The following is a 25,401-nucleotide window of genomic DNA, read 5'->3' as shown; positions in this document are numbered from 1 at the left end:
ATGTTTGCGCTATGAGATACCTCGCTTTCATATTCACAATTTACATTATGGCGCTTTCTGCGTGGCCATGCTGTGGTGATGAAACCAGTATTTCTTCGAACCATGAAGATGTGTGCCTGAGTTCAACAGAACATCAGAAAGACAGTCACGAGCACCCAGATGCCTGTTCTCCATTCTTTCATGCCAGTAATTATCACGTTTTCGTAATATCGCCTGCTATAACCAATGCCCCTGTTATTGCAAATGCAGAACAAATAAATGACTATCCAGAATATAAAGATGCTGCAGTTACTTTATTTCCAGGTGATATCTGGCAACCACCTCAATTAATTTAATTTCTTCAGGTCTAATTCTTATTGGACAACCTGTCATTCTGTTTTTTAGTTGAAGCAATTGCTATTTGCAGGTATGTGTTTCATTCAGAAAAACGACAAAATACTATACTAAAATATTATTAATCATTGCATTAATGCAGGATTACCTCCTGTAATGCAGTAAAACATCATTATATGTTTAACAAGATTATTTTATTCTCTATCAAGAATAAATTAGCAATAGGCATAATGACCCTGGCCCTTATGGTCTGGGGAATTTATTCCTTAACTAGATTACCTATTGATGCGGTACCAGATATCACTAATAATCAGGTCCAAATCATTTCACAAGCACCTAGTTTGGGCGCACAGGAAGTGGAACAATTCATTACAGCACCAATTGAGTTGTCGATGGCTAATATTGCAAATGTTGTCGAAAAACGCTCTATCTCCCGTGCAGGTATTTCAGTAATTACCATAGTCTTTGAAGATGATACGGATATCTATTGGGCTCGTCAACAGGTGGCTTTGCAGTTAAAAGAGGCTGAAAGCATTATCCCGGCTGGCATGGCAGAGCCTACCTTAGCCCCTATCACAACAGGTTTAGGAGAAATCTATCAATACGTCTTGCATACTAAAGAAGGTTACGAAAACAAATACTCTGCCGTAGACCTTAGGACTCTACAGGATTGGGTAGTACGCCCTCAACTTGCCGGAACCAAAGGTGTTGCTGAAGTAAGCGGTTGGGGCGGCTATGTCAAACAATATGAAATTGCATTAGACAACGAGAAATTGAATGCCAATAATGTAACCATTTCCCAGATCTATGATGCACTTAAGAATAACAACGAAAATACAGGAGGATCCTATATAGAGCAACAAAGTAATGCCTATGTGATCCGTGGAATCGGACAGGTTAAAACCCTTGATGATATTGAAAAAATAGTTGTAAAAAACGTTGGTGGTGTCCCTGTACTTATCCGAGACATTGGCACAGTTCAATTTGGCACATCTACCAGATATGGCGCGGTTACCAGGAATGGGACAGGTGAAGTTGTTGCCGGAATTACCCTGATGTTAAAGGGCGAAAATTTTAACGAGGTGATTAAAAATGTTAAAGAAAGGATTGAACAGATTCAAAAAACCTTACCCGAAGGTGTGGTTATAGAGCCTTATATGGATCGTACTGAACTGGTTGGCCGTTCCATTAGCACTGTACAGAAAAACCTGATAGAGGGTGCTTTAATCGTGATTTTTGTATTGCTGTTGCTATTGGGTAACTGGAGAGCAGGATTAATTGTAGCTTCTGTAATTCCTTTATCAATGCTCTTTGCTTTCTCGATGATGCGATTATTTGGCGTTTCCGGAAACCTGATGAGCCTTGGTGCTATAGACTTTGGTTTAATTGTAGATGGTGCTGTGATTATTGTAGAAGCAATAATCTTCAGACTTACCGAAAGCAAATTATTTAAAGGTACTCCAAGGCTAAATCAGGAGCAAATGGATCAGGAGGTATATACTGCATCTTCTAAAATAAGAGCCAGTGCTACTTTTGGTGAGATTATTATCCTTATCGTATACTTACCCCTATTGTCGTTGGTTGGTATTGAAGGGAAAATGTTTAAACCGATGGCAGAAACCGTTGTTTTCGCTATTATAGGAGCATTTATTCTCTCGCTTACCTACGTCCCGATGATGAGTGCTCTATTTTTAAGCAAGAATACGGAGCACAAAAGGAACATATCCGACAAAATCATGGATTTCTTTAAACGTATATACAAACCTATGTTAGAAAGGGCATTGAAATTTAAGAAAGTTGTTGTTGCTTTTGCAATCATCTGTTTTTCTATTGCCCTTTGGTTATTCAATAACATGGGTGGCGAGTTTATTCCTCAGTTAGAAGAAGGCGATTTAGCGGTAGAAATTGGAATGGCACAAGGAACATCGCTTACACAGGTTGTAGAAACTTTTGGTAAAGCAGAAAAAATACTGAAAGATAAATTCCCTGAAGTAAAGCAAGTAGTAACAAGAATTGGTAGCGCAGAAATACCGACCGATCCTATGCCGGTTGAACGTGGCGACATGATGGTGACTATGCTACCTAAAGAGGAATGGACTACCGCAAAAACCAAGGAAGAAATGACCGAAAAGATGGAACATGCTTTGTCGATCTTACCAGGTGTAAGTGTTGAACTCACACAACCTATGCAATTACGGTTCAATGAATTGATGACTGGTGTAAGACAAGATGTTGCCATTAAAATTTATGGTGAAGATCTTGATGTATTAGCAGCGCAGGCTAAAAAAGTTGCTCAACTTATTGCTCCAGTGCAGGGTGTAAATGAACCTTTTGTTGAACAGGTAACAGGCTTACCTCAAGTTGTTGTAGATTATGACCGAGACAAAATTGCACAATATGGCTTAACCATAAGCGACATTAATAACATCTTAAAAACTGCCTTTGCAGGCAATGTAGCCGGTGTGGTATTTGAAGGTGAAAAACGCTTTGATATGGTGGTACGTTTACAACGTGACCTTAGAGCCGATATATCTAGTATAGAGAATTTATATATTCCAATTCCTTCAGGTAACAAGGTACCTTTAAGTCAGGTTGCCAAAATTGACATTAAAGAAGCTCCTGCGCAAATTTCACGTGAAGATGGAAAAAGGCGCATTTATGTAGGCTTTAATGTTAGAGGCAGAGATGTTGAACGTACTGTGGCAGAAATAAAAGGCATTCTGGACACGAAATTAAAGCTCCCTGCTGGTTATTATACCACATATGGAGGACAATTCCAGAACCTAATTGAAGCAAAAGAACGACTAATGATCGCTGTTCCAGTGGCTATGTTGCTCATTTTATCTTTGCTTTACTTTACTTTCAGATCTCTTACTCAAACTATATTGGTCTTTACAGCCGTCCCTTTGTCAGCCATTGGTGGCGTAATTGCATTGCTATTTAGAGGCATGCCTTTCAGTATATCCGCAGGTGTTGGTTTTATTGCTTTGTTTGGTGTAGCTGTACTAAACGGAATTGTGCTCATCTCCTACTTTAACCAGCTTCGGGAAGAAGGCATTACAGACGTATATAAACGCGTTATACAGGGAACAGGGGTACGACTAAGGCCTGTAATTATGACAGCCTCCGTTGCTTCTCTAGGTTTTTTACCAATGGCTTTATCTGGCAGTGCAGGTGCAGAAGTACAGAGACCATTGGCCACAGTTGTAATCGGAGGCCTAATATCAGCTACATTTTTAACACTGTTTGTATTACCTTGTCTTTATGTATTGGTTACGGATCGAAAAAAGCGTTTAGATCTACCAGTTAAAGCTTTATCTGTTTTGCTTGTTCTTTTTGTCGGTTTAGGCCTCTCTGCTAATGTTAAAGCTCAACAAAAACCTATTTCTGTTGATACAGCAATATCGTTGGCTTTGAAAAACAACCTGCAACTAAAATCAGCAGGTTTGGCGGTCGACCAGTCGAAAGCTATGCAGAAAACAGCTTTTGATCCTGCTAAAACCGAATTTGGTGTATCACAAGATCCTACCGCTGGTGGTGGAAATGATAATTCGATATCTGTTACACAAAGCTTTGCCTGGCCAGGACTTTACAAGAATCAGAAAAAAGTGCTTAAAGGTCAAACCAGTTTAATGGAAAAATCTGGAAATTACACGAAATCGGAGATTATCCGTAATACGAGACTCGCATATTACAACCTGGTTTTCAGTATGAATACCTTAAAAGTATTGCAAACTCAGGATAGCATTTACCGTAATTTCATTACTAAATCCGAACTTAGGTATAAAGTTGGCGAAACATCTAATCTGGAGCTGATTACTGCTAGAAATAAATATCAGGAAGTACAGGCTTTAAAAAAGGCTGCAGAAACAGAGTTAGCTATCCAACAGCTCAATCTGCAACAACTTCTGAATTTGAAAACAAATATCATCCCAGAAGAAAAAACACTTCCAATTCTACCTTTAACTGAAACAGGTACTGAAAATAGTCCTTTGATGGATGTTTATCAGCAGCAAATTGCAGTATCAAAAGCTAAAATTGACCTGGAGCGCTCCAGAGCCATGCCAGATCTGACCTTGGGTTATGCACAGCAGTTTGTAATTAAATCCTTTGATCCCGCAAACATTGGCCGTACCTATACGCCAGGAACGCGGATTGCAGGTCTTCAGTTAGGTATTGCTGTACCTATTTTTAATGGAGCAGGAAGAGCAAGAGTAAATAACGAAAAGCTTGCTGTTCAAATTGCTGAAACTGATTACCAGCGTATGCAAAATCAATTAAATATACAGTACCAACAAGAACTACAAAACTATGCACAGCATAAAAGCATGACAGATTATTTTACGTCTGCCGGGCTTAAACAGGCTGATGAGCAATTGCGTATTGCACAAGTATCGTATGATCTGGGAGAAATAGGATATATTGAATTTATTCAAAATATGGCTTTAGCTGTTCAGAGCAAGCTGGATTACCTGCAAAATGTTAATCAGCTCAACCAATCCGTTATTCAATTACAATTTTTAAAAGGAAAATAATATAATGAAGGCAACATCATATATCAAAAGAAACCTAGCTGTTCTGATCTGTTCAGCTTTTATCATAACAGTTATTAGTTCATGTGGCAATACATCCAAGAAAACTGAGGCTAATACTGAAGCTACAGATGACCATGCTGGCCACAATCATGGTGCAGAAGGCCATGAGGAACATAGCGAGGCACTTGAATTGAGTCAGGAACAAATGAATGCTGTAGGAATTGAAATCGGGAAGATCGAACAAAAAAATCTTACCGATGTGATTAAAGCAAGTGGTCAATTAGCTGTACCGCCTCAAAATGCAGCACAAATTAATGTGTTGACGGGTGGCATCATCAGAAAGATAAATGTAATTGAAGGTCAACGGGTAAATAAAGGCCAGGTATTGGTTACCATAGAAAATCAGGATTTAATTAGACTTCAGCAAGACTATCTTACTGCAAAAGGTGGTTTCAGTTATATAGAATCCGAGTATAATCGTCAGCAGCAACTTAAAGCAGCCAATGCTGGAACTGGTAAAGCTCATCAGCTAGCTGAAGCTAATTATAATGCTGAACGTGCTAGAATAAAGGCTTTAGAACGTCAACTTCAACAATATGGCATTTCAGTGAGTCGCATTGCATCTGGTAACATTACTTCCCAGGTACCTGTTACTGCTCCTATCAGTGGAACAATTGGAAAGATTACTGCAGAAACTGGTTCATACGCTCAACCTGGGGTATCAATTATGGATATTGTCGATAATTCAAAAATCCATGCAGACCTGATTGTATTTGAGAAAGATCTTGCAAAGATTAAAGTCGGACAAAATGTAGAGTTCCAGCTCACTAACCAAAAGAACGAACGTATTGACGGACATATTTACGGTATTAACAAATCCTTTGAAAATGACAGCAAAGGTGTTATTGTCCATGCAATAATTAAGAAGCCAGGTGCTAATCTTATTCCAGGAATGTATGTAACAGGGCTGATTGGTGTAGGCTCCGAAACAACCACTGCCGTTCCTATTGATGCAGTAGTACGTGCAGACGGAAAAGCTTATATTTTCATTGTTGACCCAAAAGCGAAGGTAGCACACGAAGAGGAACATGGACATAAACATGAAGGTGAAGCATCAGAAAAACATAAAGAAGAGGATGCAAAAGATGCGAATTCTGTACATTTTAAAAAGGTTGAAGTAATTACTGGTGTATCAGAATTGGGTTATATTAAAATCAATCCTTTAGAAAAATTACCAACAGATGTTCAAGTGGTTACTAAAGGGGCCTTTTATTTGCAGTCTAAAGCTGCAGGGCCTGCTGAACACAGTCACTAAAGGCTTTTCATTAAACATTTAGCATTAAGTACATGACACGGGATATTGAAAATACACTTAAAAGTAAGCAGGTTAACCCTACTGCCATGCGATTACTGGTATTGGATTTTTTAACAAAACAAACTGCAGCTATCAGTTTAAATGATCTTGAAAAAGGAATGGCTCCCTCCGACCGAATTACGCTATACAGAACTTTAAAAACTTTTGAGGAAAAAGGACTTGTACATAGCATTGAAGATGGTACAGGTGCTACCAAATATGCATTATGCGAACAAGATTGTGATGGTGAAAACCATCATGATCTTCATGTTCACTTTTACTGTAATACCTGTAAGGAAACTTTTTGTCTGCCAAACACTCGCATTCCTGAAATGTCACTACCAAATGGGTTTAAGCAACAAGAAATGAATCTTATTGTTAAAGGCATTTGCCAACACTGCGGTTAGGTTTGCAATAGCATTGCATCAGTTCATACCTTAACTTTGTTATATAATTTAAGGCTAATGAAAGTATCAAATATACATAAAGACTGCTGCGCGATCGATGAGACACATAACCACACTCATCAAGTACATAGTGATGATGATGGACATAACCATGGTTCGGAAGAACCTTCAAATTGGTTAAGTCATTGGCCCTTGCTTACATCATTAGCTGTTGTAGTGGTAATGATGGTGTTGGAATATGGTTTTCATATCACTTTCAACACACTAACACAACTGATTATTTTCATTCCAGCTTATCTCCTTGCGGGTTATAATGTACTTAACCTCGCATTTAGAAAGGCTTTAAGGCTTGACTTTTTTAACGAGTTCTTTTTAATGAGTGTTGCCACCCTTGGTGCTTTTGCTATTGGTTCTTTTAGTGAGGGTGTAGCCGTAATGGTCTTTTATTCTATTGGTGAATGGTTCCAGGATTCGGCTGTGAACAATGCAAAAAGAAGTATTAAAGCCTTATTAGATATCAGACCCGATGCTGTTGATGTAATCAGGGATGGAAAGGTGCTTACATTAGCTCCTGCTGATGTAGCAATTGACGAAACAATACAAATCAAACCTGGGGAAAAAGTCGCTCTAGATGGGATTTTATTATCTGATAAAGCCACTTTTAATACCGCTGCACTTACAGGCGAGAGTAAACCAGATAATAAGACTAAGGGTGAAAATGTTTTGGCTGGCATGATTAATCTGAATCAGGTCACTGAGGTTCAGGTAAAGGCCGCTTTTAAAGACAGCAAGCTGAGTAAGATCCTGGAAATGGTACAAGATGCTACAGCCCGTAAATCACAAACGCAATTATTCATTTCAAGATTTGCTAAAGTATATACTCCAATAGTATTTTTACTGGCAGTATTACTGGTCGCTTTACCTTGGTTCTTTGTATCTGATTATGTATTCAGAGATTGGTTGTACAGAGGCCTGGTATTTTTAGTAATCAGTTGCCCTTGTGCGCTTGTCGTTTCAATTCCTTTAGGCTACTTCGGTGGAATTGGTCTGGCTTCTAAAAAGGGTATATTATTTAAAGGGTCAAATTTCCTTGACGTGATGACCAAGGTTAATACCATTGTAATGGATAAAACCGGCACATTGACAAAGGGCGTTTTTGAGGTCCAAAAAGTAGTAACCAATAATTTTGATGAAAAGGAATTTGTTCTTCTGGCAGCTGCTATCGAGAGCAAATCGACCCACCCTATTGGTCTTGCTGTTGTAAATTACGCTGGTGGTGATTTCCATAATGCTACTATTACCAATGTTGAAGAAGTGGCTGGTCATGGCCTCACGGGGATAGTAAATGGCAAACTTGTACTTGCGGGAAATACTAAATTGCTTAAAAAATTTAATATAGATTATGATAAGGCCATTGATAGCGAAGCTGATACTATTGTCGTACTTGCCGTAGACAGCAAATATGCTGGTTACATTACTATTGCCGATGAGATTAAGGAGGATGCAAAACAAGCTATTTCAGATATGCATAAACTAAATATCAAGACTGTTATGCTGAGTGGTGATAAGCAAAGTGTGGTAGTCAAAGTTGCTGGTATTTTAGGCATTGATCATGCTTATGGGGACCTTTTACCAGAACATAAAGTGGAAAAAGTTGAACAACTTAAAAAAGAGGGTAAACATATTGCTTTTGTAGGCGATGGTGTAAATGATGCACCAGTGGTTGCTCTTGCAGATGCAGGTATAGCTATGGGTGGCCTGGGCAGTGATGCTACTATTGAAACAGCTGATATCGTGATTCAAAATGACCAACCTTCTAAGATTGTTACAGCCATAAAAATTGGTAAACTAACTAAAAATATTGTATGGCAGAATATTGGTTTAGCGATGGGTGTTAAAATTATTGTTTTACTACTTGGTGCTGGTGGAGTGGCAACTTTATGGGAGGCTGTTATTGCCGATGTAGGTGTTGCATTATTAGCTATTTTAAATGCAGTTAGAATTCAAAGAATGAACGTTTAACACTTATTTTCAATAGTTTATTGCCAATTGAATTGATAAGAGTGCTAATTATATTTATTAAATATTGGGTTTTTATTACGCTATTGCAGTAACAATATTTAATCAAATGAAAACCAAATCAATCTTAACTATCTGTATCATCCTGACAGGCTTAATAACTTTGTCTTTCATTAATAAGAAATTATGGACATCTAAGTTTCTTGTCGTAAATAAAAATGGTACCATCACCTATTTCCCGGATGAACAAGGTAACACTATTCCTGATTTTAGTCTCGTAGGTTATCATCATGGTTTAAAAGAAATTCCATTAGTAAAAGTTGTAAAAACGATTTCACCTGTTAAGGGAGATGCTGGAAGTGCTATTCAGGATGCTATTGATCAGGTTTCTGCTTTACCGATTGGACATGATGGTTTCAGAGGAGCTATTCTTTTAAAGAAAGGGGATTATCTTATTGCTGGTTCTTTAGATATTAAAGCTGATGGAATAGTGCTGAAAGGTGAAGGGAACTCTGCTCAGGGCACCCGCCTTATTGCTGCCGGTAAAGGATTACGCTCACTCCTTAAAATCAGTGGTAAAGGGAAGATTACCGAAGCAGGAAGCAGGGTAAAAATTACTGATAATTATGTACCTGCAGGAGCAAAATCATTTAATGTTACATCCGCAAAAGATTTTAAAACTGGTGATAAGATCATTGTTTACAGACCAGGAACTGATAACTGGATTCATGATATTCAAATGGACAATATTGTTGAGCGACAAGGTACAAAGCAATGGAAGGGTTCTGAGTATGATCTTAGTTACGAAAGGGAAATTGTAGCCATTAATGGTAACAAAATCACAATAGATAATCCTATAGTGATGTCAATGGAACAAAAGTATGGTGGTGGAGAGATTTATAAATATGAATACAAAGGTCGATTAAAAGAAGTTGGTATTGAAAATATATTGTTTGAGTCTGAATTCGCTAGTGATACAGATGAAGATCATGGTTGGATTGCTGTCGACTTTAACCATATTGAGAATGGCTGGGTTACTGATGTTACTTCTCGTTTTTTCGGCTATTCATGTGTAAGTTTAAGTTATGGCGCCAAGAATATTACAGTTAAAAATTCCAAATGTTTAGATGCAAAATCAGTGATTACCGGGGGCAAGAGATATTCATTTAATAATAATGGTCAGCAGAATCTTTTTATGAACCTTGAAACTACTGAAGGTAGACATGATTATGTGACTGGTGCAAAAGTATGTGGTCCCAACGTGTTTTACAATTGTAAATCCAGAAATACGCATGCTGATATCGGGCCTCATCATCGCTGGGCTTCTGGAACTTTATACGACAATATAGATACTGATGGTGAGATTAATGTTCAGGATCGTGGCAATTGGGGTAGCGGACATGGCTGGGCCGGTGTGACACAGGTTCTATGGAATTGTAAGGTTAGAGGTGCTGCTGTGCAGAATCCATGGACCTCAGGAAAAAATTACGCGGTTGGCGTTCAGGGTAAAAAGTTAAAAGGTCGTTTAGATGGTAAGCCTGATGGCGAGTGGGATGGGTTGAATAAGGATGGAATACAGCCGGCTTCATTGTACGAGGCGCAAGTTGCTGCGAGGAAAGCTAAGTAAAGGTTAACATAAAAAAGTGTGATTTACAGAGTGTTGATAAATAGCAAAATAGAGATTCTCTTCTGAGTCTGCATTTCTTTGACGCTGAAAAAGCGCAAAGAACGCGAAGGCCTCATAAGAGAATCCCTATTTTGCTCAAAAACCACTGGCTTGTTTTATCGGTTAGCTAAAGCTGCATTATACGAGATTAAACTACGCTAATGCTTTTCTTACAGCAGGTGCTACCTTATTACCAAATATTTCAATAGACTTCATCATTTCTGCATGAGATGGATCACCAATATCCATATGTGCGATGAAACGAGTAATACCAAATAATTCATGCATATAAAGGATTTTATCTGTTACTTCAGCTGCTTCGCCAATAAATAACGCTCCCTCTTTTGAACGACCACCATCATATTGTTCTTTAGTATATGGTGCCCAGCCTCTTGAAGCTCCAATCCTATCCATTTGAGCAGCATATTTACTGAAATAACCATCAGCACCAGCTTCATTATCACTTACAAATGAATGCGAATGTATACCTATCTGCATTTTATTGATATCGTGACCGTACTTTACGTATTGTTCTTTATAGTATTCAATTAATGGCTGAAACTGCCTGGGCATTCCTCCAATAATAGCAACTACCAATGGCAGTCCCAATACCGCAGCACGTAATACAGATTGTGGTGTTCCACCAACAGCAATCCAGATAGGTAGTTGTCCGTTGTTAGTAGCCCTTGGCAATACCATTTGATTAACAAGTGGTGCACGAAGTTCCCCAGTCCAATTTACAACTTCATTAGTATTGATGTTGAGAAGTAAATCCAGTTTCTCTTCAAATAGCTTATCATAGTTTTTAAGGTCATATCCAAAAAGAGGGAATGATTCGATAAAACTTCCTCGTCCAACTCCAATTTCAGCGCGTCCGTTCGAGATCAGATCAATAGTGGAAAAGTCCTGGTACACTTTAACAGGCTCAGAAGAACTCAACACAGTTACTGTACTCATTAATTTTATGTTCTTTGTAATACTTGCAGCGGCAGCCAATACAATTTCAGGTGATGAAACTGCGTAATCCGGACGATGGTGTTCCCCCATTCCGAATACATCTAAACCTACCTCATCAGCCAGTTTAATCTGTTCCAAAATCTCTTGAAGTTTTAATTTCGCAGATCTCGGTTTTCCTGTCTGCGGGTCGATTGCTAAATCGCCAAACATGCCTATACCTAATTCCATATCTTTATAATTTTATAATAATTATCTATTTTTATACAACAAAGTTACCTGGTTAAATAAATATAGACATTGATATAGGATAAGTAATAGCAATAATCTGCCAGCTACCTCGATAAAATCTCGTCAATCATTCCAAATTCCTTAGCCTCTGCGGATGACATCCAGTAATCCCGGCTTGCTGCCTCATTTATTCGATCATAAGTCTGTCCGCTATGTCGGGCAATAACCTGGTAAAGTTCTTTTTGCACTTGCAATACCTGCTTAATTGATATGTCCATATCAGTTGCAGTTCCCTGCGTTCCACCAGAAGTTTGATGAATCATTATCCGTGAATGTTGCAAGGCAGACCGTTTTCCGGCGGCGCCGGCACAAAGTAACACAGAGCCCATAGAAAGCGCTATTCCCGTACATATCGTGGCCACATCCGGTGCGACAAACTGCATAGTATCATATATGCCCAAACCAGCATACACTGATCCTCCAGGTGAATTGACATATAGCTGAATATCTTTTTCCGCGTTGGTCGACTGCAAAAAGAGCAATTGTGCCTGTATAACATTGGCATTCCTCTCATCTATAGCCTCTCCCATAAAGATGATACGATCCATCATTAAGCGGGAAAAAACATCCATCTGCGCAACGTTCAATTGCCGCTCTTCTGTAATATAAGGTGTCATAGCTACCGGACCTGCCATAGCTGAAGTTCTGGAAATGTATTTGTCTACATACAAACTATTGATGCGGTGATGTTTTACAGCATAGCTGCGAAATTCCTTGTTGTTCATATTCTGTTTTTTTAGATTAAATCGGGCATAGCATTACCCTTGCCCATTATCTGGACATTAAATTTGTAATTAGATTAAGATGATTTACTTACTGAAGAATCGCTTAATACGTTCGCTGAAGGAGAAATGCTCTGGTGTTGTAAACAGTTTTTGATGTACCTGTCTGATTTCTTTACGTAGTTGTTCCCTACCGTAGGTTTCAACAAACAGATAGGTTTTTTGCTGCCAGTACACACTTTCCTTAAGACCTGGCTGTAGTATCTGCTGGGCCTGCATCAATACCTTATCTTCTGCATTGGTATTTACCAAAAGAAAATCTTCAATTAACTGTAGTTCATTCAAGGACGTCTTCATAGCTTATTGATTTTTCTCTTACTGTTTCTTTGACTTTTTCCAAGCATTTGAATTTCTGAACTGTAGCGGAGTGTGGACCAGAAAAGCCAAAGCGTTCTGCGATATTTTCCATCTTCAGTTTTTCATAATAAAATGCACTAAGCAGTTGCATACATCTTTGCCCTGCAGTTTGCAATAGCTGGAACAATCGGGATGTAGATATCTCCTGATCATCTGTGTTGAACAAACCTGCTTGTTCATCAAAATCATTCCCGAGTTCATCAATAGATATCTGCTTTTCACCTTCTTTGAATCGCTTATTCCATAGGTGACGGGCTATGCCGAAGAGGTAGGATTTATCGCTATATTCCAGGTTCAACTCAGCACGCACTATTTTCTCATAATAAATAATCAGGGCATCCTGAAAAATATCCCGGGCTTCATCCAATGAACCGCCCATCCTACTGATATATTTTGCTACCAGTGGAAAGGTACTCTTATACAATGTCGTAAGCCATGCTTCACGATCATTGAGTGATGTATTTTCCTTTAATTGTGTGGCCATAATTACTATGTTTTAATAGTATGTGGACATTTAAACTCAAATATCACCAAAATTTAATACTTTTTTTATCTGGCTTTTAGAATAAAGTCGACTATAGCCTGTGGATTAGGAAAACCAGGTTATTTTCTCCCCTTTAACCTCAGCTCCAATTGCGCTTCAAACAATGACTTAGGCAACACTGATTCACCTTTCATTTCCACTATTCCAGCATTCTCAAATGTCACTTTCCTGTCCGACTGAAAACCCACCAATACCGGTGCTGCAATTGTATAATTCCTTCTCCTGCTCATGTCCCAAAAATTATATTGCTGATCTTTTGCTGATTTATGATAAAAATTCCAAAGCACTAAATCTTTCCCATGATGTGGATGTCCTGGTTCAGGTCCACCTAAATTATAAAAAACACCACCGTCAATATCATCATAAAGCGTAGCGTAAGGCTGTCCGGAATGAATATCAAAATTCTGATCAGTACCTAATGAACACTGAGTAACGACAGTACCGACCGCACTATATCCAGTTCCAGCGCCATGGTGCTGGGCACCATTGAACGTACATTTCTTAACCAATACACCATATCCAGTTCTTGCGTGAACGGAAGCATGTCCTTTTTTACCTCTAAAATGAGTGTTCTCTATTGTGATCTGGTAACCAGACCTTAGGTAAATACCCTCATTCCAGTCATGAAACTCACAATTCCGAACCCAACTGTTTTTGAGATACTCCATACCTATCGCCTCATAAGCATAGTCATGGATTTCATTTTTATGGTGTATGAACTCTTCAGGATAATTTTTCCAATTGCTGGTAAACAAAATATCCTCTACGCCACATTGATCAATAGAATTATAAGATTCTATAGTCCAATTGGCGGACTTAACCATTTTAATATCGATGTGAATAGGATTCTTAAGGCTCACCTTATCCCCCTCAATTTTAGTGATCGTGTGGATTTCATAGATCAACATTCCTCCTTTATCACCAAACAACCTTGACCATTGTGGTTTCAACTCTAAAGGAGAAAAATAAAGCTTTGTGAATTCTTCACTTCTGTGACGAATAACTACATCCTGACCAACTTTAAGTTTTGAGACATCTTTTACGACAACCGAAAAAGTTTCGCGTTCTGCGTCCTTTACTATAGTTGTTAATCTTTCAACTTTATTATCTTCTGGTTTAAACAAAAATTGTCTACCATTGATTCTCATATTGGCCTGATAGATTTCTGTTCCGCCCTTTCCGCTTCCATTACCTTTTAAAACGATGTTACTTTTAGTTATTCTGATTTGCCTGGTCGCATCTTCATCTGGTGCTATTAAGTATTTCCCTGAAGAGAAGAATACTATGCCACCTCCAGGATTTGATTCCGCTGCATTTATAGCCATTTGGATAGCCTCATCATCAAACTGATTATCATTTGGCTTTGCTCCAAAATCATCTACCTTAAAAATCTTTTTCCCAATTAACGAAGGAATTGGGATTTCAGAAAAGCCATATCCGGCATATGAAAAATCAGGAAGTACTGGTGTACCTCCTGATTTTTTAGCTTTTACAAAATCCTCCCATAATGGTGCTGTTTTTTGCGCCTGAACGCTCAGGTTGATCAAACAAATATTAAAACAAATCAGGATGCAATTAAATCTCCTCATAATTATAATTCAAATAGGTCCTGGTGATTAGTCGAGTGCACCTGTTTTCATTTCCTTTTTAGGCTTAACATTCAACTGAGGTTCTACTTTACCTTCAAATTCAACCTTAATAACGCTAGCAACTTTATCAGGGGCTTCCGACGGTATTGCAATCGTTAGCTCATTACCTTTCATTTCAGTTTTCAATTTACCTTTTGTCGCCAATAAAGTAGCTGATAAAACCTTATTCTTTATACCTGGAACAATTAACTTACCATCTGATGGCCAATTGAATACAGTAAAATAAAGTATCGTACCTTTAGGAGCATCTTTTCGTGTACACCTGCCCCAGGTTAAAGTTTCAAGCGGATTAGACCTTGTGCCGTAGATAGATTCACTATTTACCTTCATCCATGTTCCAATAGCTTTCAAACGATCTATACTTTCCTGAGGGAAAGTACCATCAGGTTTAGGGCCGACATTTAAAAGATAGTTGCCTCCTTTTGATGCAATATCAGCAAGGTTTCGGATTAGTGTTTCTGAGGATTTCCATTTCTGGTCTGAAGTTCTAAAACCCCATGTACCATTCATGGTCATACATGTTTCCCAATCCATACCATCCAATTCTGCCTGACTAGGTATTTTCTGTTCAGGTGTTTTCGTGTCACCAGGAAAGTTCGGACGTTTCAAACGGTCATTTGTAATGATATGTGGTTGCGATTTCAATGCATTCTGCAACTTAACCGCAGCTTCGTCAGTCATATTTGTTGGGGTATCCCACCAAAGAACAGCAATATCGCCATAATTGGTCATCAATTCTTTAACCTGTGGTACAGCCACATCGTCAATATACTGATCAAATGATTTGGTCATCTGTGCTGGATCCCAATGGCCTTTATTAGCTAAAGTATAAGCATCAACTTTTGCAGAATCAGGATTTAACCATCCCTCGTTCATCACTTTTCTGGCAGCAGAACCACCCGGATTATTCCAATCCTGTGCCTGAGAATAATAGAACCCTAATTTTATTCCATACTTTTTACATGCCTCTGCTAATGGCTTTAACAAATCCTTACCGTAAGGAGTAGCATCTGTAATGTCCCATTTGCTTGCTTTAGAATTAAACAAAGCAAAGCCATCATGGTGTTTAGCGGTAATGATCAAATATTTCATTCCCGCATCCTTTGCCATCCTTACCCAGTCGTCCGGATTATATTTCACTGGATTAAAGCTTTTTGCCATTTCCTGATATTCCGAAACGGGGATTTTCGATCTGTTCATGATCCACTCCGCACCACCCCTACGTTGTTCATGGCCTTTATATACCCCACCAAACTGTGCATATACCCCCCAGTGAATAAACATGCCAAATTTAGCATCTCTCCACCAAGCCATGCGCTCATCTTTAGTTAATGTTTTCTGACTAAAGACAGGTTGTGCCAATATTAAAATGGCTGTTATTGCTAAAAGTATTTTCCGTTTAAACATAATTTAGTTCTATTTGGTAGATGGCTAATTTAAAGAATTAGAAAGAGCCAATTGTCAGTAAATTTGGCTCTTTCCTATACGATATTGTTTACCTTTTCAATGCTTTGTATCTCAATAGCGCTTCAAGGTAATAATAATCAGCATAGGACAGTGGCACATCTACTTCACTTTCTGATGGTTTGGAACCAGTGCTGCTTAGCAATATAAAACCCTTATTTTTTCCAACTGGAGATGCATATTTTGTAGCCATGCTATTTAACATGATATCTGCTTTTTGATAAAATATGTTCTTCTTTTTGCTATAGCCTCCTAATTCATATAATGCAGATGCAGTTACAGCAGCAGCAGATACGTCTCTAGGTTCGTTAGGAATATTTGGAGCATCAAAATCATAATATGGAACTAAGTCTGTCGGCATATTCTTGTGATTGAGCATAAAAGCAGCAATGTGTTCTGCTTGATTTAAATAAGACGGATCTTTGGTAAAACGGTAACACATTGTATAGCCATAAAGTGCCCATGCCTGCCCTCTTGACCATGCAGACTCATGGCTATATCCCTGATGAGTTTGCTTTTTTAACACTGCACCGGTATTCGGATCGTAATCAACTACATGATAAGAACTATAGTCAGGACGGAAATGGTTCTTCATCGTTGTATTGGCATGACTTACTGCAATTTTATAAAATGAAGAATCACCTGTAAGTGCTGTAGCTTCAAATAACAATTCAAGGTTCATCATATTATCAATGATTACTGGATTTACCCATTTATCCCTACTATGATCCCAGGAAAGAATTACTCCTGTCTTAGGATTAAACCGGGTAGCAAGTGTTTTAGCTGATTGTATAATTACATCGCGATAATGCTTGTCTTTTGTAATACGGTATCCAGTTCCAACACTACAATAGACTTTAAAGCCCATATCATGAGTTTTACCATTAAACTGTTCCGGTTCAATAAGTTTAGTAAATGCTTTTGCCTGATCAAGCCAGATCTGTTTACCGGTATATTGATATAAAAACCAAAGTTCACCTGGAAAAAAACCACTTGTCCAATCTTTTGAGGCAACCATTTTCAGATGACCATTTTCTAAAGTCCGCGGAGTTACCAGATCCTTTTTTGTAGCAGAGGTTTTAGTTTTTTCTATTTCTTTCAGCATGACCAAGGTCTGTTGATCAGCATGTTTAAATGCCTTTTTAATATCTACTTTCTGACTAAAAGATGATCCTGCAGCAAGTAATAATGTACATATTGTTAAAGAGAATGATTTCATAAATTCTTTTATTATTGTTTTCAATTATTTTATTGGTATCAACTGTATTTCCAGTAACTTCATTAACTCCGAGCCCTTAATATCAATCACTTTAACACTTAATTGTTGTAAGCCTTTACTTAACTCAGCTACACCAATTTCCTGAGCAACAACAGCTCCTTTTTTTGACTGCATTACCTGTATTTTTTTAGAGAACCCTCCAATTTTAACTTCATATGATGAACCACCTTCCTCAGCAATATATTTTGCTATTATTTTATACTTATCGGGTACAAGAGTTTTTAGGTCCCAGGTTAGATAACTGTCTTTCGATTTCCAATTCGTCACGAAATAGCGATCGGTTTTACCATCTCCATAGCCAAGCTTTTGTCCGTGTTGGATAGCATCAAATACCAATAACCGGTTTTTATCAATATTAGATTCCAATAGCCTTACTGGATCTATATCAATCTTCCCTTTTAGTTCAAGTGTAATCACCACAACAGGTTCTCCTGTAGATTTGATAGGAATACTAACATTTATAGCTGATGGATCCAGACGTTTAATTTCCAGCTTCTTTTTGTTTTTATCTGCTAAAAACCAGGCTGCTTTAACCTCATTTTTTAACCCACCTACAACAAGATTTCCATCACTTGGCCAGTTAAATACATGCAAATAAACATATTGCCCTTTCTGAGTAGTTACACCCCATGCAGGGATGGGTAATTTCCCCTTTTCGGTTCCATAAATAGCTGCTCCATTTTTACTTAACCAGGCACCCACACTATCTAAGATGTTCTTATCTTTCTGATCAAAGGTTCCATCTCCTTTAGGTCCTAAATTCATTAAGAGGTTTGCGCCTCTGGATGCTGAATTAGCGAGAAGTTTTATAAAAAAACTGGCTGATTTATGACTGTTATCGTGTTTAGAATATCCATAAGATTCGTTGGTAGTTGGAATTGCCTCTGCATCTCCCTCTACCGTCATTAATTCTGCTGGTCTATCCGCAGTATTCATATAATCACCAAAGTTTCCGCCCGCACTTCTAACCAAACGTCCGTTGACTACAATATTTGGATCCGTTTCACGAATAGCCTTCAGTATTCTCATATTTTCTGATAATGGTAATTTATGAGGTGTATCGAACCATAGGATATCAGGATGATACTTATTGATCAATTCTTTAATTTGAGGTATAGCTTTTTCATCTACATACTTAGCTGCTTTTGGTAGCCATTCAGGATGGTTATCATACCAGTTTGCACCACCAAGTAATTTATCGCCTCCTGGATTGTTGTATTCCCAGTCATTCCCAGGAGCATCAGGATGCTCCCAATCAAAAGCATGAGAATAGTAAAAACCAAATTTCATCCCATACTTTTTTGCTGCTGCAGCAAGCTCGGCCATTGGATCACGCTTAAATGGAGTCTGTTTCAAAACATTAAAATCTGAAACTGAAGAATTATACATAGCAAATCCATCGTGGTGTTTCGCCGTAATGATAAAATACCTCATGCCTGACTTCTTTGCTTCCAGAATCCATTCTTCTGCATTGAATTTTAGGGGATTAAATTCATGAGCTAGATCAAGGTACTCAGCTCTACTGATCTTTTCTTTTCGCATCAGGTGCTCGGAATAACCCTTCACCAATTTCCCTTTCCACTCCCCGGCAGGTAAAGAGTAAAGTCCCCAATGTATAAACATGCCGAAACGTGCGTCCCTCCACCATTTTATCCGCTCATCGTGCGTCTTCATAGAGGTTTTCCACCAGCCAGTTCTTGCTTCTTCTATTGCCTTTTGGTCACGCTGCTGTGCCCTGTTAAACATCTCTTTATCCTCATCTCCTGAAACCTGACTGTAACCGTAGCTACTCAGCAAAAGAAGTGAAGAAAACAAAAGTACTGTCCCTTTGTTCGTTATACGTTTCATTATTTGGTTTTGTGTGTGTTTGGATATTTTATATAATATTCTGCTAATTCAACCATATCAAAGGGTTTCTGATCGGTAAGTTCCTTACCACTTCTTCTACCTGGGGATCATGCTCCAATTTTATCCAGGTCTTTAACCAATTTTGATTACCGTAAGCATTAGCACCGAATACGAGCAATGGCTGCGCAACGGGCCAATTCTCCCAATACATTACATCAGGCTTTAAAGTCCACTTGCTTTTATCAGCAACAAATGGATATAAATATTCAATTCCCTTTTTAATAGATTTTTCATCACTGGTCTTATAGTCCCATAGGTTATCTGCTTTTGTAGAAAGAATCTGACAAAGCATTGTCATAGCATCAAGGTTAAATATCGAATATCCATATGGTTTTGTACGGGAAAGTTCTCTGGGGAAACTACCATCAACAGCCATCTGATTAGGCAATAAGACTGTTTTATATCTATTGCTACAAAACTCCATAAGCTGATCATTGTTACATAGTTTGGCAAAAGATGCGACTTGCATTACAAAACAGGTTCCATGATTATTTAATGCATTCATTTCTGCTTTTCCATACTCATGACTCATTAACCAATCCAGGTATGCTGCAAACCATTTTCTGGTACCTGTAAGTACTTCTGCATCCATTGCCTTCTGCAACACTATCACTCCTTGAGCCACTTCCATAAAATGTATGGTATCAATAATTCCTATACCACGTCCTGTAAAGCGACCTTGAATAGCCTGGGCATATTGTAAATTAGGGTTCATCAATGTAGTTTCATTTATAAACCATGCCCGTAAATGTTTCACTGCCTGTTTTACATATTTCTGATCACCTGTAAGTTTATAAGCAGAAGCTAATGCGCCTATGATTTTACTAAAACGAATCATTGCCAGTCGATGGGCTACAAAGTTCTCAGGATTTGTTAATCCATCTTTCTGAATATAAGGTCCCTTAGGATCTTTAGGATCAGGCCACCAATAATCTCCTTCTGAATAAAAGTCGTGCTTCCCCCCTGCACTTCGTGAAGACTGCTCGTCTGTAACAGTAACAGTTTTTTGCTGCATGGCCCATTCGGCATTTTTCAGAATGGTAACTTTTAATGTCTTTATAACTTCTTTTTCAATGTTATTTGCATTAGCTGCACTATGAAAAACCATTATATTCAACAATAGCAACCCTAATATCAATACTTTCTTCATAAATCAATTATTTAGTCATTGCTTTAAAACTCACTTTACTTATTGTATTAGGTTTTCCTTTCTGAGCCGTTGAGATGGAAGCCTCCAGTTTACCATCTGCTTTTTTTACAATATTGATTTCCCTGAAACTATATGCGCCTTTTTCATAGTTAAAAGTCTCGCCATCATCATCGTACAGCATATATTTACCTGGTTTACTTCCATAATACCTGATTTCCAGATCTAGTTTTTCATTAACTTTAGGAGCATGTAACAATGCTGGTCCCATTGGAATAATACCACCATCTTTAACATAAACAGGAATTTTATCTAATCCTGGAGTTATTGTAATGACTTGACCATCCCCAGCAAATTCGCCAGTATAAAAGTCAAACCACTTTCCTTTTGGCAAAATCACAGTCCTGGTTTTCTTTCCAGCGAACATTGGGGCTACCAGCAAATATTCGCCAGCCATATATTGATCTTTTACCTCTTTGTTTACGGCCTCTATATATGGGTTCTCTTCAAGATTTGTTGTTTTAACTTCAGTCTTGACATCTGCCTGATAACCATCTTCAAGATTCATTGCACGGAATGGTGGTGTACCTTCAAAATGATATTTAGCAAATTCGCTGTACCAGTAAGGCATCATTTTCATACGCAGTAATGCTACATCTTTTACCTGCTGTTCTACGTTTGGATAGCTCCATGGTTTGGTTCCTGAAGACCATGCATTGATCATTGCCATTGGGGAGAATACGACAGACTGCATTCTTCTTAACCATTCTTCTTCTGATTTTGAGGCCCGGGCTTCCGGCGTCCAAAGCACACCTGCAAAACCACTGTTAATCAAAGCAGTAATAAAATCTTCATGATTATAATAATCATTATAAATCACATATGGGAATGATGAAGACCCACCATTAGATCCCCTTACCAGTCCGAATGTACGTTGGTTACGTTCATGATACATTTCCGCACTGTAACGTTGTATCAGCAAACCATAAGTCTGACGCATCTGTTCCGCACTTTTACCCGAAGGAAAGAGCGTTACATCCGGCCATAAATAATGATCATAACCGTCTACTTCATCAAATTTATAACCACTAACACCAATATCCAGCTGACTCTTTTTCAACTGTGAGAACAATATATCCCGTGCCTGAGGCATGGTCAAATCAGGAATTGCGCCTAACCAAACGGTATGATCGGCTGTGAAAGGCTTAATATTATTATAGATAGATGCCTTTGGTGATACATATGGGTTTGTCCACAGGTTTACCCTTACCCTTTTATCAAGTAATGATTTTACGAATGCAGATGGTTGTGGGAAACGCCCCTTATCCCATTCAAAAGTACATGGATAAGCTTTGCTCTGCCATCCCGGCTCCAAGCCTATAAAATCAAGAGGAAATCCTTTATCTTCAAAGGCTTTCACTTCAGCTTCTACCTCATCAGAAGTATATAAGGTTCTTACCCTTTGCGTAAAACCCAGTCCCCAGCGTGGAGGCAGTACACCACCTCCATTAAAGAGATTATACCTGCGTATAGCATCCAATGGTTTAGGTCCTGCAAACACGTAAAACTCCACACCTTCTGATGGCACCAAAATCTCTACACCATCAGAATATGGTCTAGATGACCAGCTTTTATCTGTATTTCTGTCTTTCGCTTCAGGTACATTTTCCCCATCACGCAATACCGCCGAACCAGCATAAATATCAAGATAACGAGCAGAGTTGATAAATACGCCATAACCATTTGAAGATACATAAAAAGGAGTTGGAGCATGCGTACGGCCATTATCTTTACCTCCAAAATGATCTACATGTAGCTTCAGGATTTTACCGCGCTGGTGTACTGTTTGAAAGTTTAAACCAAATCCATAAATCTGTTCCTTTTTATCCAGTGGAAAACGCAAATAAACCTTACCATCATTAAGCTTCGCAGTAATTTCTTGCTGAACTAACGGAAAAGAAGTTTCCTTCATGCCTTTCAATCTATCCATAGCAGGCTTAGCTCCGGAAGCAATTAGCAAATTATAGCTCTCAGGTTTACCAATACTTCCTTTCCAGATACCTGGCGCGATGATTTCCCATTTAATATCCTGTGCAGCTAACTTCCCAAATGTTAACAAGAGTACTAAGCAAAATGAATATTTGAATATCCGGTTCATAAATGATATTTATCTGGTCGTTATTTTATAAGTTTTTCCCTTTTCTGTTTGAAAATCTATCACATATCTTTTTTCAAGCAGCAATTCCTGGAGTTCTGCTTTTTCATTTTTAAAGTATGCTGGTTTTTCTATTGATTCATGTAAGCTATTGCTATCTGATATAGGTTTAGCAATGGCTCCAGTCACTTTTACCGGTACTGAAGTCATCAATCTGCAATTGCCACCAGATCCAGAATAGATCTCCGCAGCCAATAGTTTCCCATTATTCCATTCCATATTTACAGTAAAATTACCTCTGCCTTTAATCCCTTTAATATTACCTGTGTACCAATCGTCCGGTAAAGCAGGTAATAGATTTAGTGCCCCCTCATTACTTTGCAACAACATTTCTGTTATTCCAGCTGTAGCACCGAAATTTCCATCAATCTGGAATGGAGGATGTGCATCCAGTAAGTTAGCGTAGGTTCCACCACCGCTCATCTGGTCTTTACCTGGCTCAATTAATGTTAAGCCTGTTTTTAAAATCTTTAAAGCATGATTTCCATCCTTAAGCCTGGCCCACCAGTTTATTTTCCAGGCCATAGACCAACCGGTGCTGTGATCGCCACGATGAATGAGCGATTGCTTTGCAGCCGCAGCTAATTCTGGAGCATTCTCTGTTGTGATCTGGTTTCCAGGATAAAGCCCAAAAAGGTGTGATAAATGTCTATGACTGTCTTTAGGATCATCCAGATCATCGTACCATTCCTGTAGCTGTCCATATTTTCCAATATGATACGGATATAATTTTTCCTTTGCTTCTACCAATCTCGAACGAAATGCCTCGTCAATTCCTAATGTTTCTGAAGAAGCAATACAAGCAGTAAACAACTCTCTTATGATTCCCATATCCATTGTAGTCGCCATACTGATTTCATATTCCTTACCATTATTTTTAAAAACATTTTCAGGTGAGGTAGATGGATTCGTAACCAGATAACCTTTTTTATCTTTAACCAGCCAGTTCAACATAAATTCGGCAGCACCTTTCATCAGAGGATATCCCTTTTCTTTCAAAAAGCGCTTATCACCAGTAAACAAATAATGTTCGTATAGATGTGTACTTAACCATGCACCTCCCATTGGCCATGCCGACCACCTTGGTGATCCTTTTGGATCCCAATCAAAGCCACCTGTTGGTGAAGTTTTAGACCATATATCTGTATTATGATGAACAACCCAACCTTGCTGGATGCCATAGTTAACCTTTGCTGTTACTGCTCCATTAACTGCCAACGTTTTAATAAAATCGAATAAAGACTGGTGTAATTCTGAAAGATTTGTATTCTCTGCCAACCAATAGTTCATCTCCGTATTCACATTTACGGTATAATTACTACCCCATGGTGGTTGTACATGATCATTCCATATTCCCTGTAAGTTTGTTGCCTGCGAACCGGCTCTTGAGCTCGATATCAACAGGTACCTGCCAAACTGATAATACAAGACTTGTAAGCCCTGATCATTTCCTGTTGCACCTTGCCTGGACAACCTTATATCTGTAGGTAATTTTGATAAAGAAGAATCTGTAGATAAACTAAATGAAACGCGACTAAAAAATCTTTGATAATCAGATATATGCGCCGATTTCATCATTGCAAATGACTTTGAATAAACTTTAGCCAGATTTGAAGTGGCTTCAATAGCAGGGTCTTTTCCTTGTAATCCGGGCGACTTATCAAAGCCATTGAAACTCGTTCCATTAGTCATGTAAATGGTTACCGCATTGGCTTGGTTAACTATTAATTTATCTCCAACAGCTTTTGTTGTTCCACCTTCGGCTTTGATCTTTACATGTACTTCAAACGTCATCCCTTCCTTTTCGTCGTAAACCACCTGTTGTACTTCGCTAGCTCTATGTGCAACATGTTTTGGGGCTTTGCCTTTTAAGACCAGATAATTTTGCTCAGGCGTTACTACTTTATATCTCAGCTTACTGTTGATCTCCGTTGTAAAGTTTAGCGCATTTGGTTTATCAGCCGTTATTCGTATAGCCATTGCCTGATCAGGATAGCTAATTAGGGTTTCCCGCTTGTACTTTATACCCCCTACGGTATAAGTTACTGTACTTAAAGCATTATTTATATCAAGTTCACGCTGATAAGCTGTTGTGATTGAATCTTTAAACTTAAAATCAAGGAACAGATCGGCCATTGTTAAATAACGAGCAGAATATGGTCCCTGCATATTCTTCTTCCATAACTCTGCTGCTTTACCATAATCACCATTAAATACCGCTTCCCTTAAGATTGGCAGACTGGCCTTTGCTTTAGGATTATTTCCAGGTTCAGGAGCCCCAGACCAAAGTGTGTTATTATTAAGCTGGAAACGTTCTCTGCTTACCCTGCCAAAAACCATTGCTCCAGTTTTTCCATTGCCTAATGGTAAAGCTTCTTCCCATACTTTTGCAGACTGTTTATACCATAGTTTCAGCGCAGATTCTTTTTTTTGCTGCGCAAACCCTGTAATTCCACTGAAAAATATCCCAACAAAAAGAATTCTATATTTCAGCATA

Annotated in this window: 17 protein-coding genes; 6 read left to right on the top strand and 11 right to left on the bottom strand. The window is 38.4% G+C overall.

What is annotated here, in order from left to right; genetic code table 11:
- Positions 1–47: 47 nt before the first annotated feature.
- The 6 genes from WC623_RS20600 (at position 48) to WC623_RS20575 (ending at position 10,275) form a co-directional block, all read left to right on the top strand.
- Positions 48–335 carry a hypothetical protein gene (locus tag WC623_RS20600; protein WP_372854649.1) on the top strand — a complete coding sequence of 96 codons (288 nt, stop codon included), beginning with the start codon at positions 48–50 and terminating at the stop codon, positions 333–335.
- A gap of 174 nt (positions 336–509) precedes the next feature.
- Positions 510–4,868, top strand: a complete 4,359-nt coding sequence (locus WC623_RS20595; protein ID WP_372854647.1) for a CusA/CzcA family heavy metal efflux RND transporter — start codon at positions 510–512, stop codon at positions 4,866–4,868.
- A 4-nt stretch (positions 4,869–4,872) separates the two neighbouring features.
- Positions 4,873–6,183, top strand: a complete 1,311-nt coding sequence (locus tag WC623_RS20590) for an efflux RND transporter periplasmic adaptor subunit (protein WP_372854645.1) — start codon at positions 4,873–4,875, stop codon at positions 6,181–6,183.
- 32 nt (positions 6,184–6,215) lie between these two features.
- The gene (locus tag WC623_RS20585) at positions 6,216–6,629 is read left to right on the top strand and encodes a Fur family transcriptional regulator (RefSeq protein ID WP_372854643.1); all 414 of its coding nucleotides are present in this window, start codon (positions 6,216–6,218) and stop codon (positions 6,627–6,629) included.
- A 57-nt stretch (positions 6,630–6,686) separates the two neighbouring features.
- Positions 6,687–8,651, top strand: coding sequence for a heavy metal translocating P-type ATPase (locus tag WC623_RS20580; protein WP_372854641.1), 1,965 nt, complete (start codon positions 6,687–6,689; stop codon positions 8,649–8,651).
- Between the two features lie 106 nt (positions 8,652–8,757).
- A complete protein-coding gene (locus tag WC623_RS20575; RefSeq protein WP_372854639.1) occupies positions 8,758–10,275 on the top strand; it encodes a hypothetical protein in 1,518 nt (505 codons plus the stop codon).
- Positions 10,276–10,467: 192 nt separating this feature from the next.
- Here WC623_RS20575 and WC623_RS20570 read toward each other — a convergent pair whose 3' ends face one another.
- From WC623_RS20570 to WC623_RS20520, 11 genes are all read right to left on the bottom strand, one after another.
- Entirely contained in the window at positions 10,468–11,499 is a 1,032-nt protein-coding gene (locus WC623_RS20570; RefSeq protein WP_372854637.1) for an LLM class flavin-dependent oxidoreductase, read from the bottom strand.
- 104 nt (positions 11,500–11,603) lie between these two features.
- A complete protein-coding gene (locus tag WC623_RS20565; RefSeq protein ID WP_372854635.1) occupies positions 11,604–12,284 on the bottom strand; it encodes an ATP-dependent Clp protease proteolytic subunit in 681 nt (226 codons plus the stop codon).
- 84 nt (positions 12,285–12,368) lie between these two features.
- Positions 12,369–12,638, bottom strand: coding sequence for a hypothetical protein (locus WC623_RS20560; RefSeq protein WP_372854633.1), 270 nt, complete (start codon positions 12,636–12,638; stop codon positions 12,369–12,371).
- Positions 12,619–13,182, bottom strand: coding sequence for an RNA polymerase sigma factor (locus WC623_RS20555; RefSeq protein ID WP_372854631.1), 564 nt, complete (start codon positions 13,180–13,182; stop codon positions 12,619–12,621). The genes WC623_RS20560 and WC623_RS20555 overlap by 20 nt, the downstream gene beginning before the upstream one ends.
- 119 nt (positions 13,183–13,301) lie before the next feature.
- The gene (locus WC623_RS20550; protein WP_372854629.1) at positions 13,302–14,831 is read right to left on the bottom strand and encodes a DUF4955 domain-containing protein; all 1,530 of its coding nucleotides are present in this window, start codon (positions 14,829–14,831) and stop codon (positions 13,302–13,304) included.
- A gap of 27 nt (positions 14,832–14,858) precedes the next feature.
- Entirely contained in the window at positions 14,859–16,298 is a 1,440-nt protein-coding gene (locus WC623_RS20545; protein WP_372854627.1) for an alpha-L-fucosidase, read from the bottom strand.
- A gap of 88 nt (positions 16,299–16,386) precedes the next feature.
- On the bottom strand, positions 16,387–17,574 hold the full coding sequence (locus tag WC623_RS20540; RefSeq protein ID WP_372854625.1) for a glycoside hydrolase family 88 protein: 1,188 nt from the start codon (positions 17,572–17,574) through the stop codon (positions 16,387–16,389).
- Between the two features lie 24 nt (positions 17,575–17,598).
- Complete coding sequence (locus WC623_RS20535; RefSeq protein WP_372854623.1) at positions 17,599–19,482, bottom strand: alpha-L-fucosidase; 1,884 nt, start codon at positions 19,480–19,482, stop codon at positions 17,599–17,601.
- Between the two features lie 43 nt (positions 19,483–19,525).
- Positions 19,526–20,692 (bottom strand): alginate lyase family protein, encoded by a 1,167-nt coding sequence (locus WC623_RS20530; RefSeq protein WP_372854621.1) that lies wholly within the window; start codon positions 20,690–20,692, stop codon positions 19,526–19,528.
- Positions 20,693–20,699: 7 nt separating this feature from the next.
- The gene (locus WC623_RS20525) at positions 20,700–22,847 is read right to left on the bottom strand and encodes a TIM-barrel domain-containing protein (protein WP_372854619.1); all 2,148 of its coding nucleotides are present in this window, start codon (positions 22,845–22,847) and stop codon (positions 20,700–20,702) included.
- A 9-nt stretch (positions 22,848–22,856) separates the two neighbouring features.
- Positions 22,857–25,400, bottom strand: coding sequence for a glycoside hydrolase N-terminal domain-containing protein (locus WC623_RS20520; protein ID WP_372854617.1), 2,544 nt, complete (start codon positions 25,398–25,400; stop codon positions 22,857–22,859).
- Between the last annotated feature and the right edge of the window lies 1 nt (position 25,401).

This window comes from Pedobacter sp., assembly GCF_041645105.1.
In the GTDB taxonomy this organism is placed as follows: Bacteria; Bacteroidota; Bacteroidia; order Sphingobacteriales; family Sphingobacteriaceae; genus Pedobacter.
Note: the sequence above shows the minus strand (reverse complement) of the source record. Positions and strands in the feature narration are given on the sequence as shown.